Genomic DNA, 13,987 nt, shown 5'->3' with positions numbered 1-13,987 from the left:
CCCTGCGTCTTTATGGCGTCCGAGGCAATCGAGTCCGACATGACCGAACAGCCGGTGAGGTTGACGGTGGTGTTACCGGAAAAGAGCGCAGCCTGGGAGGCCGACTGACTAAGCGCGAGTACGCAAGCCTTGGAGGCGTCATTGATCAGCGCCACCGCCCTTGCCTGTTCGGCAACGGGCGCCTGGTTGAAAATCGCCGTGAAGTAGCGGTCGAGGTTCTGCTTGACGATGACCTCCACTGCCTTCTTCGCGGTGTTCGGGCCGGACAATGGCGGCGTGTTGACCTGGATCGTGCCCGGCGTGGCAAAATTGTTCGAGGTCGCGGACTGCGTGGCGGCGGCGATGATGGTCGGGTTATCGGAACCCGCGACTTTCTCGAGCGCGCCGGCATAGGCCGCGGCATCGGCAACGGCCTGCAGCTTGAGGCTGCTGTAATACCAGAAGGATGTCTCCACACCGAGGCCGGCGCCGCCAACCACGACCGGCAAGGTGAAGGCAACGATGACGGCAACGTTACCGTTCGTGGCNCTCAAAGCAAACCAAATCCGGGTGAACGCGTTGGATGCCATATGTATTAGAAACCACGAATAGATAAACGAATGTCTAAAAACTCCATTCCGATTCGACGTAGTCGAACGGGCTAGCTAGGCGCAAGTTGCAGCGACCGCGCAACATCCTGTCGGAGGTTCCGCCCCAATCGACGAATGCGAAATATGCCGCTATCGCGAACTTTGTTGTCGACCAAGTGACATTTAAATGCCCCCTCTGCGAAGAAGCTATCGAGAAGACAGGGGACACCGCGCTGCCGGTAAGGGGAAAGATCGGCTCACGCCGCCTCAGGAACTTTGTGCAATCCGTCCGGGGCTGGCTCTGAGGGCCACACACGCCCGAAACCAACCACTCCAGCCACGTTCAGTCCGTGAGGCGCCCACGAAAGAACGTGGTGCCGTCGGTCAGCTGCGACCTGGAAATATCCCGGAACCCAGCCTCGGTCATCCACGCGCGATACTGACCTTCCGTGTACGATTCGCCTGCGCGGTAAAGGTTCAGGAAGGTGAGATTGAGAAAGACACCCTCAGGCGGGCCGAGACGGTCGTCATCGACGACACCCCACCCCGCAATTGCGATCTCGCCTCCTTGGGTGAGGCAACGCGCCGCGTTCAGGATCGAACTGCGCGCCTGGTCCGGCGGCAGGACCTGGACGACAGCCTTCAGGATTGCCAAGTCATGCCGGCCGGTCGATGGCGCGACCGTTATGTCGCCTTCTTCGACAACCACATCGCCGGCACCGTATTCCGACAGGATCGCTGGTGCGACCGCCGCGACCGTCGGGAGTTCCATCAAAGTCGCCGCAATATGCGGCCATCGCTCGCGAAGACCGACCAGAATGGTCCCGGCGCCGCCGCCGATGTCGATCACCGAACTGACCGCCGAGAAGTCCAGTTCACGGGCGAGATTTCGGCCGAAAATCACCCCTCCCGGTGCGAGCATGCGGCTGAAGGCCGCTGCGGATTCTGGCCCCGCTTCGGAAAAGTCGTGCAGCGCGGCCGGCCGATTCTGCCGCAGCGACTCTGCGGTCAAAAGGTCGGCTCCCCAGAGTTCGCGCAGCAGCACATGATCGCCGCCGCGATAGGTCGGCTTGGACGCGTCAAGAAACTCCGACGCTTCGGCTCCGTTGCGAAACTGACCATCCTCGACGTCGAGGAGACCGATGCTGGCGAGCGCGTAGAGGAGCCGCGACAGACGAGCGGGCTCGACTTTGAGCGCTGCCCCAAGGCTGTCGGCAGTCGCAGCATCGCCGCCGAGCCAGGTGAAGATGCCAAGGTCCAGCCCGGCACGAAGCGCCAAGGCGGGGGGCACCCCTGCGATCAGCTTGTCGATCCGATCGGAATCCACCATGTCATATCCCGTTGTGCGATCCAGGATCGACTTTGAACAGCTCGGCCAACCTCGTCAAATCAGTTCGCCAGCGCGCCGCTCTCCGCGTCGAGCAGGTTCAGCTTGGCGGTATCGGGTTCGACGTAAAGCGTATCTCCGGGGCCAGCGCTGATCCTACCAGCGCCCGCGACCGTTGTGCGCCGGCCCGGCATACCTCAAAAATCCGGCTGTGATAATGGCTGGTCGCGCCTTCGGACGCTACGCAGGCAAGGCCAGCAGCGCCAGTCCGGCCAGCGCCGAGCCGGCCAATGTCGGCAGCATGCCGATCCTCAGTTTCAGCATGGCGACCATGGCGGCCGTCGCCAGCAGCGCGGCGCGCCAATCCAGCGACGACAGCACCGGTAGCTCCATCCCAAGACCAAAACGGTGCAACGCGCCGAAGACGACATGCAGTGCGAACCACAGCGCAAGGTTCATCACCACGCCGACCACAGCCGCCGTGATCGCACTCAGCGCCGCCGACAGCGCCTTGTTGCCGCGCAGCGCCTCGATGTAGGGGGCACCCAGAAAGATCCAGAAGAAGCACGGCACGAACGTCACCCAGAGCGTCAGCAATGCGCCGAGCGATCCGGCCACAAGCGGTCCCATCGCACCGGCGTGACGATAGGCGGCGACGAAGCCGACGAACTGCAGCACCAGGATCAATGGTCCCGGCGTCGTCTCGGCCAGACCAAGCCCATCGACCATTTCACCCGGCGCCAGCCAGCCGAACGAGGTCACCGCTGCCTGCGCGACATAGGAGAGCGCAGCGTAGGCGCCGCCGAATGTGACCACCGCCATCAGGCTGAAGAAGCCGCCAAGCTGTGCCCAAACACTGGCAGGGCCGGTCAGCGCCAGGATCAGTACGACCGGCCCGAGCCAGATCGGCAGCCAGATCGCGATGGTGCGCGGCGCGTGCCATTTCGTCGGCTTGGTGTGAGCGAGGTCGCCGCGTTCGAACATGACGTCGACGGCGCCCCTGACATCGGGCAAATTGTCCTTGCCGCGTGCGGCTCCGGAAAAACGCGCCGGTGCCAAGCGGTTGCCGATCCAGCCGGTCAGCCCTGCAACAAGGATGATCAGCGGAAACGGCAGCCTGATGACATAAATGGCAAGGAACGCGGCCACCGCGATCGCCACCATCACCCGGTTCTTGAGCGCCCGTTTGCCGATGCGGAGGACCGCCTCGACGACGACGGCCAGCACCGCCGCCTTGATGCCGAAAAACAGCGCCTCGATGACAGGCGCATCATTGTAAAGCACGTAGAAGATGCTGAGGCCCAGCATGACAAACGCACCGGGCAGCACGAACAGGATGCCGGCGACGAGGCCGCCGGCGGTCCGGTGCAGCAGCCAGCCGATATAGATGGCGAGCTGCTGTGCCTCGGGGCCTGGCAGAAGCATGCAGTAGTTGAGCGCATGCAGGAACCGCTGCTCGCCGATCCAGCGGCGATCCTCGACCAATTCCTTGTGCATCAGCGCGATCTGTCCGGCCGGCCCGCCGAAGGAGAGCAGGCCGATCCTTGCCCACAGTTTCGCGGCTTGGCGGAAGGTCGGGACGACCGGAGCCTCGGTAGCCTGTGCATCGTCGTCCGCGGCGAGGGCGCTCATGGCGCTTTGCCCGCGCTGGGCCAATTGTGGGTTTCGTCAGTGGCATCGCGGCACCATCTGAAGAACGCATCGTAGAGCAGCATGCCGGCATCAAGCTGTTCGAGATCGTCGCGGAACATGCGCGACAGCCCGAGCGATGCAGCGAGGAACCCGGCCGCCTGCGGTACGAGATCGAGGCGCGCCGTATCGGCTGCACGCACGATCAGCGCAAGGCGATCGAGCGCTTCGGACCGCAACCCGAACTCTTCGATCATCGTGTCGAAGGTGCAGCGCTCGCCGCGATGGCTCCAGAACACGTCGTCGATGTCGAAGGCAACCGCCCCAAACCGATCGGCGGCCGCCAGCACTTCAGACGGCTCGACAAACAGGAACACCGCCGAGGGATCGACGAAGCGGCGGATCAGCCAGGGACAGGCGATGCGGTCGACCTTGGGGCGGGCACGCGTCACCCAGACCGTGCGGCCCTTGTCGTCGCGGGGCGGTATCTTGTCGGCCTTGACCAGAAGTCCCTTGGCCGCCTGCCACGCCTCGAAGCCGCCTTCAAGGGATTCGGCAGCAATGCCCTCATGGCGCAGCCATGCGGCAACGCCTTGCGAAAGCTTCAGCCCCTTCTGGCAGATGACGACAGCATGAGCCCCCGTTAATTCGGCAGCCCAGCTCGAAACAGACTTGAAGTCGCGCCGGCACGAGGCCGGAAGCAGGCGCGGATCGGCGTCGTAGTCTTCGTCGATGCGGACATCGACAAGAACAGGCGCGTCGGACAGACCGACAAGGCGGGAAAGCTGCGCTACGGTGATTGCGGTTGTTGACGGCATGGCGTCCACCTCCAGAGTGAGAGTTTGGACGCGATCATTGGGCTGACGCCTCACGGGGTCGTCGCGAAGGAACCCCTTGCCACAATGCTGGATTGATCCTTCGTCTTTGTCAAGGAAAGAGCGGCGCCGGGGGACCGCGCCTACTGCGCCGTCCAGCCGCCATCCATCGGCAAAGTCGTGCCGGTAATCTGCCTGGCCGAGTCCGAGCACAGAAACAGCGTCAGCGCGGCGAGCTCCTCCACGGTGACGAATTGCTTCGTCGGCTGTGCCGCCAGGAGCACGTCGCGCTTGACCTGTTCCTCGGTCATGCCGCGCGCCTTCATCGTGTCGGGGATCTGCCTTTCGACCAGTGACGTCCAGACATAGCCGGGCGCGATGGCGTTGACGGTGATGCCGTCCTGCGCGACTTCCAGCGCTACCGTCTTGGTCAGACCCGCTATGCCGTGCTTGGCCGAGACGTAAGCCGACTTGAACGGCGAGGCGACCAGTGCATGCGCCGACGCGGTGTTGATGATGCGGCCCCATTTGCGCGCCTTCATGCCGGGCACCACGGCCTTGATCGCGTAAAAGGCGGCAAGCAGATTGATGCGGATGATGGCTTCCCACTTGTCGTCGGGAAACTCCTCGATTGGCGCGACATGCTGTATCCCGGCATTGTTGACCAGAATGTCGAGGCTGCCTAAGGCCTGCTCGGCTTCGCGCACCATGGCGGTCACCGCTGCGCCGTCCATCATGTTGGCGCCGGAGTAGCGGCACTGGACGCCGAAATCCTTCTCGATGCCGGCGCGCTCCTGTTCGATCGCCGCGGCTTCGCCAAGGCCGTTGATCGTGACGTTGGAGCCCTCGGCGGCAAGGGCGCGGGCAATGGCCAGGCCAATGCCGCTGGTCGATCCAGTGACGAGCGCATTCTTCGAAGAAAGGGAACCCATGGAGATCTCGCGACTGTTAGGAGGACTACAAAGGCACATAGTTTGTGCGCCGCAACATGACAATGCCATAACCATATGCCGGCGCCATCACAGCCCTAAAACGCGCTTTGCCGGCCTCGCCGAGCGCCGTCTCAAGGCTGACACGTCAAGGCTGGCACGGCAGTGTTATGGTGCGGCGCAACATAGTCGGCCGCGCATTCGCGCAGTCATTCCTGAAGCATCGATCCAACGAATCAGGGGGGCTGTAGCTTGAAATCGCCGATGTCGTGATGCGTGCCTATGCCATGCCGCTCACTAACCGTCCTTTCCGCCCGGCCCGTATCGCTTCTTCGACCGCGACGCCCTAAGCTATCCCGCAATCTCCAGTAGGGCCGATACCAGCAAGTGGCGTTCGTCGGCGGACAGCACGTCGGAATCGAAGAGGTTCATGCTGCGCAGCCCTTCGATGGCCAGAAAGCAGACCAGCAGCGTCTTGAGGTCCGGCGTCTCGCTCTTCAGCCGCTGCAGCAGCTGTGACTTGAAGGCTTTTATCGGCGTCAGGAAATCCGGATCCTCGGCGATCGCCGAGAATATCCACGAAGCCGTCGGCTTCGGCTCCTCGCAATCATCCGCCGAGAGCCGGATATAGGTGGCGAGCAGGCTCTCGCCGCTGGCGCCGGCGACACGGCCCGATTCCAGCGCCAGCTCGAACGCGCGCAGGTAATTCTCCACCAGGCCCTGCATCAGTTTGGCCTTGGTCGGAAAGTTATATAACAGGCCGCCTTTCGACACGCCGGCGCGGCTGGCGACGGCGTCAAGCGACAGGCTGCCGGGACCGGTCTCGCGTGCGACATCGGCGGCGGCGGCGAGTATCTTGTCGCGCGAATTTGCCCTTTGGGTCTTCATCGATCCCTTCCCCCGCACCAGCCTAGGCGGAATTGACAAGACCGTCCAGACGGTACAGTAAGTTCGCCGTCATTTGTAATCGGGACCTGGCGTCGATAAGTGTCCCGCTATTCGGCTATTTTGCCGGACACCGGCCGAGGGGACAGTTCGTGAAGCGCTTCATCTCTATCACCGCAATTCTGCTTCTGCTCGCTCTGGTGTGCGTCGGCGTTGTCGGCTTCAACCTGTTCCGCGACAACGCTATCAAACAGTATTTCGCCACCATGAAGCCGCCGGCGACGACCGTATCGACGGTTGTCGTCAAGCCTTCCGACTGGACGCCGGGCGTCGAGGCGATCGGCACGGTACGCGCCGTGCGCGGTGTCGACCTTACCGTCGAGACCAGCGGCATCGTCAAGGACATCCTTTTCCATGCCAACCAGAAGGTGCCGGTCGATTCGGTCCTGCTGCAGCTCGACGATGCCGTCGAACGCGCGGATCTGGTCGCGGCCAAGGCGCAGTCCGTGTCCGACAAGACGGCGCTCGAACGCGCGCTGGAGCTGCAGCGGCGCGGCGTCGGAACGGATGCCACGCTCGACACCGCTCAAGCCGCTGCATCGGCCTCCGCCGCGCAGGTCAACAAGCTGCAGGCCGTGCTCGATCAGAAGCAGCTGACGGCGCCGTTCGCCGGCACCGTGGGCATCCCCAAGATCGACCTCGGCCAATATCTCTCGCCCGGCAACGCAGTGGTGACCTTGCAGGATCTGGACACCATGCGGGTCGATTTCTCGGTACCCGAACAGCAGCTGCCGCTGCTCAAGATAGGCCAGGCGGTGCGGCTCGGCCTCGGCGGCACCGGCGGCGGCGCCGACATGCCGTTTGCCGGCTCCATTCGCGGCATCGATCCCAAGATCGACGCTTCAAGCCGCCTGGTGTCCGTCCGCGGCGAGGTCGCCAACCCTGACGGCAAGCTGACGCCCGGCCAGTTCGTCCAGGTTCGCGTCGAGCTGCCGCAGGAGAAAAACATTCTGTCCTTGCCGCAGACGGCATTGACGTCGAGCCTCTATGGCGACTTCGTCTTCGTCGTCGTTCCGGCGAAGCCGGCGGAAGGCGCCCCAGCCGCGAAACCCGAGGAAAAGCCTGCCGCGGGGGCCGACGCAGCAAAGCCGGCGGCAGATGCAAAGCCGGCAGACGCGAAACCGGCTGCCGAAGACGCCGCGGCGAAGCCCGCGGACAAGCCGGCTGTCGACCCCGCGAAGCCCGCGGCAGAACCGGAAAAGCCGGCGCTCGTGCTGTCGCAGGTGTTCGTGAAGCCCGGCCGCCGCAACGACGGCATGGTCGAGATCATCGAGGGCATCAAGACCGGTGACGAGGTCGTCACCGCCGGTCAGAACCGTCTCTTCAACGGCATGTCCGTCGCTGTCGACAACACCATTGACCCCAGCAAGTCGGCTAACCAGCAGGCTCAGCAATGAACTTTTCCGACATCTTCATTCGCCGGCCGGTCCTCTCCACCGTCCTCGCCTGCATGATCCTGCTCCTGGGTTTCCAGGGCATCTTCAACCTGTCGATCCGGCAGTATCCCAAGGTTGACGAGACGGCGATCACCATCACCACCGCCTATCCCGGCGCCAGCGCCGACCTGATCCAGGGCTTTATCTCCGCCCCGATCGCGCGGGCCGTCGCCTCGACCGAGAACATCGACTACGTCACCTCGTCCAGCCGGCCGTCTTCGAGCACTGTGGTCGTCCAGATGAAGCTCGGCTCCAATCCGGATGTCGCGCTCACCGAGGTCCTGTCGAAGGTGCAGGGCGTACGCGGCACCTTGCCGGATGCATCCAAGGACCCGGTCATCGTCAAGGGCACCGGCCAAGAGTTCGCGATGATGTACATCTCGATGCAGAATCCGAACATGAGCAAGGAGCAGCTCACCGAATATATCGAGCGCGTCGTGCGGCCCCGCATGTCGACGGTCGAAGGTGTCGCCGACGTGCAGATCTTCGGCGCCGAGGAATATTCGATGCGGGTCTGGATCGACCCGGTCAAGCTTGCTGCGCGTGGCGTCACCGCCGCCGAAGTGCTGGCGGCGATCAACAACTCCAACTTCCTGTCGGCGCCCGGCAACACCGAGAACGAATATGTCGTCTCCTCGATCACGGTTCGCTCGACGCTGCAGACGCCTGAGGCCTTTGCCGAGCTTCCGCTGCGCTCGACGGACGGCCAGGTGGTGCGCTTGCGCGACGTGGCGCGAGTCGAGCTTGCCGCCGAGAGCACCGACACGAGGGTGAGCTTCAATGGCAAGCCCGGCACCTTCCTCGCCATCTTCCCGACGCCGGCCGCCAACCCGCTGACAACGGCGGAGGCGATCCACAAGATCGTGCCTTTGATTCAAGAGACGCTGCCGAAAGGCATGACCATCGAAATCGTCTACGATTCCACCGAACAGATCAGCGCCTCGATCGATGAAGTGTTCAAGACCATCGCCGAAGCCGTCGCCATCGTCGTCGTGGTCATCCTGTTGTTCCTCGGCTCATTCCGCTCGGTGATGATGCCGATCGTGACCATCCCGCTGTCGCTGGTCGGCGTCTGCTTTCTTTTGTTTGCGGTCGGCTATTCGATCAACCTTCTGTCGCTGCTGGCCATGGTGCTGGCCATCGGCCTTGTCGTCGACGACGCTATCGTGGTGGTGGAGAACATTCATCGCCACATGGAGGAGGACCACATGTCGCCGATGCAGGCGGCCTTCAACGGCATGCGCGAGATTTTCTCCGCCATCGTGGCCATGACCATCACGCTCGCCGCCGTGTTCGCGCCGCTGGCCTTCACCGGCGGCCTGACCGGCGCGCTGTTCCGCGAGTTCGCGGTGACGCTCGCCGGTTCGGTGGTGCTGTCCGGCCTCATAGCCGTCACCATCACGCCGATGATGGCGGCGCGTCTGCTCAAGGCGGGATCGCACAGTCGCTTCCAGCGCGTCGTCGACGGAACCTTCAGCCGTGTCGAGCATGTCTATGAGCGGGCGGTCACCGCCTCCTTGAGAAATCGACCGGTGACGCTGCTGATGGTCGTGGCGCTGGTTGCGCTCACCGGCTTCATGTTCACCAAGACCTCGAGCGAACTGGCGCCGGAAGAGGACCAGGGCTTCCTGTTGTCGATCGTGACGGCACCGCGCTACGCGACCTCGGACTACACCGAGACCTACGTCAACCAGATCCTCGGCCTGGTGAAGGACATTCCCGAAACCAGGGCGCAATTCTCTGCCGTTGCCTTTGGCGGCGCCACCAACGGCGCCTTTGTCGGCTTCGCCTTCAAGGATTGGGCCGAGCGCCAGCGCAACTCAAAGGAGCTTCAAGCCGATATCCAGGGACGCCTCGGCAAGGTGGCCGGCGTCGAGGCCTTCGTCTTCGCGCCGCCGACGCTGCCGGGCTCCGGCGGCGGCCTGCCGATCTCCATGGTGGTGCGCTCGACCGGTGGTTCCGCCGAGGTCTACGAGGCGGCCGAGCAGATTAAGAACAAGGCGCAGGCCTCCGGCCGCTTCATCGTCGTGCAAAACTCGATGTCCTTTGACGCTCCGCAGGTGACGGTGACCATCGACCGCGACCGCGCGGCGGCTCTCAACCTGCCGATCGCCGACATCGGCCAGACGCTGACGCTGCTGGTCGGCGGCGCCGAAGTGGCTCAGTTCGACCGCGACTCCAACAGCTACGACATCATCCCGCAGGTGCCGAAGGAATTCCGCGACAATCCCGAGAAGCTCGGCGAATATTTCGTGCGTAGCGTGACCGGCGAAATGGTGCCGCTTTCAGCGGTAGTGAAGATTTCGACCAACGCCGCGCCGGCCGCGATCGAGCAGTTCAACCAGCTGAACTCGGCGACGATATCAGCGCTGCCGCTTCCCGGCGTCACCACGGGCGACGGGCTGCAGACCCTGGAGAACCTTGCCAAGGAGAGCCTGCCCGATACCTTCTTCATCGATTATTCCGGCCAGTCCCGGCAGGAGAAGGAGCAGGGCAACACGATCCTTATCGCGTTCGCAGCCGCCGTAATCGTCATCTATCTGGTGCTGGCGGCGCAGTTCGAAAGCTTCCGCGACCCGCTGATCATCATGATGGCGGTGCCACTGTCGATCTTTGGCGCCATCGTGCCGCTCAATCTGGGGCTTGGAACGCTCAATATCTACACGCAGGTCGGCCTGATCACACTGATAGGTCTGATCACCAAGCATGGCATTCTTCTGGTCGAGTTCGCCAACCAGCAGCGCGAGCTGCATGGCATGAGGCGGCGCGATGCGATCGTCGCCTCGGCCAAGGTGCGCTTGCGGCCGATCCTGATGACGACAGCGGCGATGGCGCTCGGCGTCGTGCCGCTGATCGTGTCCAGTGGTGCTGGTGCGGCGGCGCGCTATTCGATGGGCCTCGTGATCTTCACCGGCATCCTGGTCGGAACCATGTTCACCCTGTTCGTGGTGCCGATGTTCTACACCTTCATCGCCAGCAAGGACCTGCCGCACCACGCCGAAAAGCCAGACCCGAAGCTGATGCCGGTGCACGCGGACTGAGCTGCGAACGGCGTTAGCGAACAAACGAAAAGAGGCCGGAAATTTCCGGCCTCTTTTTTGACTGGATTGATTTACCGCGAAGCTCTGATGGAGCTTCAGGCGGGAACTTGCGGTGCGGCATGACCTGGCCGGCTGCGCTGCACCATCGCTCCAAACGCAGTCTGCTACTTGACGATGACGATGCTGGTGTTGGTCGGGCCGAAGGTTTCGACCAACTGGTAGAAGTCGGCGGCATTGTCGGGATGCAGCCGCACGCAGCCATGCGACGCCGGCCGTCCCAGCCGCTTGATGGCGTTGGTCGCATGCACGGCGTAGCCGCCGCTGAAGAAGACCGAATGCGGCATCGGCGCGTTGTCGTATTTCTTCGAATGCCACATCTCGTGCATGCGGGTCGGCTTGAACGAGCCGGTCGGCGTGACATGCGCACTGTCGCCGGTCGAGACCTTCCAGGCGAAAGTCGGCCGGCCATCGACCAGCACTTCCATGGTCTGCTGCGACAGCGAAACACGCGCCACGATCTGGTTTGCCGCGGCATGGGCGGTGCTGTTGGCGGTGCCAAGCAGAAGCGCGGCGCCGCCGGCTGCGGCGGTGACGTTGATGAGTTTGGCGGAAATGGCTTTGTACATGATGGCTCCTCTTTGCCGGTCCTGCCGGCGTCAATTCGGTGGCCGCCTTATCCCCGCGCCATGTTTCAGACTGACTTCGCTGAGGCTCGTTTGTGTTTCGAATCTGTTTCCTCTGGTTAACAAGCAAGGTGGACAAGGGAAGCGTGCTCCGCCTTCGCTGCGCACTCCCGATCACGCACCGCGCCCCCAAACGAAAGTGCTGATGTCCTTATATGAAAGAAGATTGGCTTCGCTCGAAACCGACTTGCAACAAAGCGCGGCCTGGGCGGCATGATCTGGTTACAGGCTCGCGGCACAGTCATCCCAACGAGAACAGCCGGCGCCAACGAAAATGAGCATCAAATCGACCACCCTGTCCTGGCTCTTCAGGATAAGCATCGCCGCATTTGTCGTCGGCGGCATCGGCACAGTAGCCGGCACCCCGATGACGAAACTGGCGGTGATGAATTCGGGTGAGATTTCGACGCTGCATGCCGCGCTGTTCATAGCCTTGGTCTGGATTGTCTCCAGTCTGCGCATCAACCGTCTCAGGGCCCTCTGGCGGGTCGGCCTCGGGTTGAAGTGGATGCGCGGCCCCTCCGGCAACTTGCTGCCGAGAGGACCGAAGGCCCGCGTCGCAACGGGGGGCTCCGTGGGCGACGCGGGCACTTCGGGTTTATCCTGAAGCACCCGCGGTTCTGATTTTTGGGGACAACCGATGAAGACGAAATCTGCAGCCTCCGTGCTTTCGGTACTGCTCTATGCACAAGGCCTGCTCGGCTTTGCCGGTCTCGCCACGGTTCTCCTGAAGGACCGCGCGCATGCCGCCAGCGAAATCGTAGTCGCCAGCGAATTGCCGTCGGGACCATCGCTTCTGGTGGTGCGCTGACGCCTATGCATGGCGCCCGAGATTGCGCAGCTTTTTTGGGCGAGCCGAGGAACAATCCAGCCTCCCGACCCTCAGTCGGCGCGCTGCGTCGGCGGGTCGAACCGGTAGCCTGCGCCGCGTATAGTTGTGATGGTTTCGGTGTCGAGCTTGCGGCGCAGCCGCACGATGCGCGAATCGATCGAGCGGTCGAAGGCATCGGCATTTTCGGCGGGCGCCGCCGCAATGATGTCGTCGCGCGTCAGCACCTTGCGCGGGCTGGCCAGAAACAGCCTGAGCAGCGCCACCTGGCCCGGCGACAGCTGTTCTTCCGTACCCGAACGGTGCATGACGATGGCCGACCGCAAATCGACGGTGGCATTTTCCAGCACGATCAGTTCCTGGGCGGACCTGCCGCGCCGCGTCAGCAGGCCGCCGATGCGCGCGGCAAGCTCCCTGACATTGAGCGGACTTTCGACGACATCTGCGGCGCCAAGCTCGAGCGCCAGCACCTTGTCGACCAGATCGGCCGGCCGGCAGATCAGGATGAAATCCGGCCCCGCCTTCCCGTCCGCGCTCTGGCCGCCGCCATAACGCCTGAGCAGGTCCCGCCCTTCCGCCTGGCTGAGGCTGTCGCCGACGATGACGATATCGATGCCTCCGGCCGAAAGCAGGGATTCAGCTTCCCAGGGCTGCCGCGCCTCGCGCACGTCATGGCCGCGCCGGTCGAGATGATCGGCAAGATCGCCGGCCACCACATCGGCGACGGAAACCAGCGCGATGACGGATCGTGCAGCCATGTTTTTCTTCCCGTTCCCCCGCAACCGGATATGAGTGCTGGACATCATGTTTATACCCAATCTACTTTCCGCTGAAAGCGGGAGCGAGGCCATAGTGCGGGCACGGATTGTCATCGTCGAGGACGAGCCCGATCTCCGGGACGCGGTCGCCGAGTATCTCGGCGCCAACGGCTACGATGTGACCCAGGCCGGAAGCGCGGCCGAGGCGCGCGCCTTGCTGGAGACGGAATCGTTTCATTTGGCCATTCTCGACATCGCCATGCCGGGCGAGGACGGACTGTCGCTCGGCCGCTGGCTGCGCTCGAAAATACCGGTCGGCATCATCTATGCCACGGCTGCCGGCACCGCACTCGACCGCATTGTCGGGCTGGAGCTTGGCGCCGACGACTACATCGTCAAGCCCTACGAGTTGCGTGAGGTGCTGGCTCGTGTGCGCAGCGTGCTGCGCCGCGTTCCGCAGCCGAGCCCGCCCCAGGCGGCGAAGACACAAGCCGATGGCGGCCGCCGCCTGACCTTCGGCCCGTTCCAGGCCGACCTCGACGGCAGGCTTGTCACCGGCGCCAACGGCGCCGTCATCGACATGGCCAAGAGCGAGTTCGATGTGCTGGAGGTTTTCCTGACCCGCGCCAACCGGCTGTTGACGCGATCGGCGATCTCCGAGGCGATTGGTTTTGTTGAGGATCCTGAATCGTCGCGCGCCGTCGACATTCGCATCATGCGGCTGCGCAAGAAGATCGAAACCGATCCGGCCAATCCGAAATTTTTGCGCACAGTGCGCGGCGAAGGCTATATCTTCTCGCTGCCGACCGGTGACGGGCACTAGAGCAATTACAGGAAAAGTGTACGCGGTTTTCCGCCCGGAATTGCGTAAAAACAAAGAGATAGAGGCTTCTCCGTTTCCGTGAAACGGTGAAACGCTCTAGCAATTCCAGGAACAGTGCGTAGCGATTTCCGTTCGGGATTGCATTGAAACATGGAGCGTTTCACCTTTTTCGTGAAATGCTCCATAGCTGCCTAATTCGACGG

Annotated in this window: 13 protein-coding genes; 5 read left to right on the top strand and 8 right to left on the bottom strand. The window is 63.1% G+C overall.

What is annotated here, in order from left to right; genetic code table 11:
• From X750_RS140830 to X750_RS140855, 6 genes are all read right to left on the bottom strand, one after another.
• Positions 1 to 533 (bottom strand): pilus assembly protein TadG-related protein (locus tag X750_RS140830; protein ID WP_245271903.1); only part of this gene is annotated, 533 nt, incomplete at its 3' end.
• Between the two features lie 379 nt (positions 534 to 912).
• Complete coding sequence (locus X750_RS140835; RefSeq protein ID WP_023683939.1) at positions 913 to 1,899, bottom strand: methyltransferase; 987 nt, start codon at positions 1,897 to 1,899, stop codon at positions 913 to 915.
• Positions 1,900 to 2,136: 237 nt separating this feature from the next.
• Positions 2,137 to 3,528 carry a chromate efflux transporter gene (gene chrA, locus X750_RS140840; RefSeq protein WP_023748368.1) on the bottom strand — a complete coding sequence of 464 codons (1,392 nt, stop codon included), beginning with the start codon at positions 3,526 to 3,528 and terminating at the stop codon, positions 2,137 to 2,139.
• Positions 3,525 to 4,343 (bottom strand): sulfurtransferase/chromate resistance protein, encoded by an 819-nt coding sequence (locus tag X750_RS140845; protein WP_023748367.1) that lies wholly within the window; start codon positions 4,341 to 4,343, stop codon positions 3,525 to 3,527. The genes chrA and X750_RS140845 overlap by 4 nt, the downstream gene beginning before the upstream one ends.
• Before the next feature lie 140 nt (positions 4,344 to 4,483).
• Entirely contained in the window at positions 4,484 to 5,272 is a 789-nt protein-coding gene (locus X750_RS140850; protein ID WP_023670056.1) for a 3-hydroxybutyrate dehydrogenase, read from the bottom strand.
• 348 nt (positions 5,273 to 5,620) lie between these two features.
• Positions 5,621 to 6,157: a TetR/AcrR family transcriptional regulator gene (locus X750_RS140855; RefSeq protein ID WP_023670057.1), complete on the bottom strand. Its 537-nt coding sequence runs from the start codon at positions 6,155 to 6,157 to the stop codon at positions 5,621 to 5,623.
• Positions 6,158 to 6,306: 149 nt separating this feature from the next.
• Between X750_RS140855 and X750_RS140860 the strand changes: the two genes are divergently transcribed.
• Positions 6,307 to 7,611 (top strand): efflux RND transporter periplasmic adaptor subunit, encoded by a 1,305-nt coding sequence (locus X750_RS140860; RefSeq protein ID WP_023708598.1) that lies wholly within the window; start codon positions 6,307 to 6,309, stop codon positions 7,609 to 7,611.
• Positions 7,608 to 10,691, top strand: a complete 3,084-nt coding sequence (locus X750_RS140865; protein WP_023696405.1) for an efflux RND transporter permease subunit — start codon at positions 7,608 to 7,610, stop codon at positions 10,689 to 10,691. Before X750_RS140860 ends, X750_RS140865 begins: the two co-directional genes overlap by 4 nt.
• Before the next feature lie 164 nt (positions 10,692 to 10,855).
• On the opposite strand, the gene X750_RS140870 is transcribed toward X750_RS140865, so the two are convergent.
• A complete protein-coding gene (locus X750_RS140870; RefSeq protein ID WP_023683946.1) occupies positions 10,856 to 11,317 on the bottom strand; it encodes a L,D-transpeptidase in 462 nt (153 codons plus the stop codon).
• 331 nt (positions 11,318 to 11,648) lie between these two features.
• On the opposite strand from X750_RS140870, the gene X750_RS140875 reads away from it, so the two are divergent.
• Positions 11,649 to 11,981, top strand: coding sequence for a hypothetical protein (locus tag X750_RS140875; RefSeq protein WP_023670061.1), 333 nt, complete (start codon positions 11,649 to 11,651; stop codon positions 11,979 to 11,981).
• 33 nt (positions 11,982 to 12,014) lie between these two features.
• Positions 12,015 to 12,185 (top strand): hypothetical protein, encoded by a 171-nt coding sequence (locus X750_RS1000000165005; protein ID WP_023670062.1) that lies wholly within the window; start codon positions 12,015 to 12,017, stop codon positions 12,183 to 12,185.
• A 71-nt stretch (positions 12,186 to 12,256) separates the two neighbouring features.
• Here X750_RS1000000165005 and X750_RS140880 read toward each other — a convergent pair whose 3' ends face one another.
• On the bottom strand, positions 12,257 to 12,961 hold the full coding sequence (locus X750_RS140880) for a response regulator transcription factor (protein WP_023670063.1): 705 nt from the start codon (positions 12,959 to 12,961) through the stop codon (positions 12,257 to 12,259).
• 94 nt (positions 12,962 to 13,055) lie between these two features.
• Between X750_RS140880 and X750_RS140885 the strand changes: the two genes are divergently transcribed.
• Positions 13,056 to 13,784, top strand: coding sequence for a response regulator transcription factor (locus X750_RS140885; protein WP_023670064.1), 729 nt, complete (start codon positions 13,056 to 13,058; stop codon positions 13,782 to 13,784).
• Positions 13,785 to 13,987 lie beyond the last annotated feature (203 nt).

Source organism: Mesorhizobium sp. LNJC391B00 (assembly GCF_000502535.1).
GTDB lineage: Bacteria > Pseudomonadota > Alphaproteobacteria > Rhizobiales > Rhizobiaceae > Mesorhizobium.
This window is presented reverse-complemented; position numbering and strand designations above follow the sequence as displayed.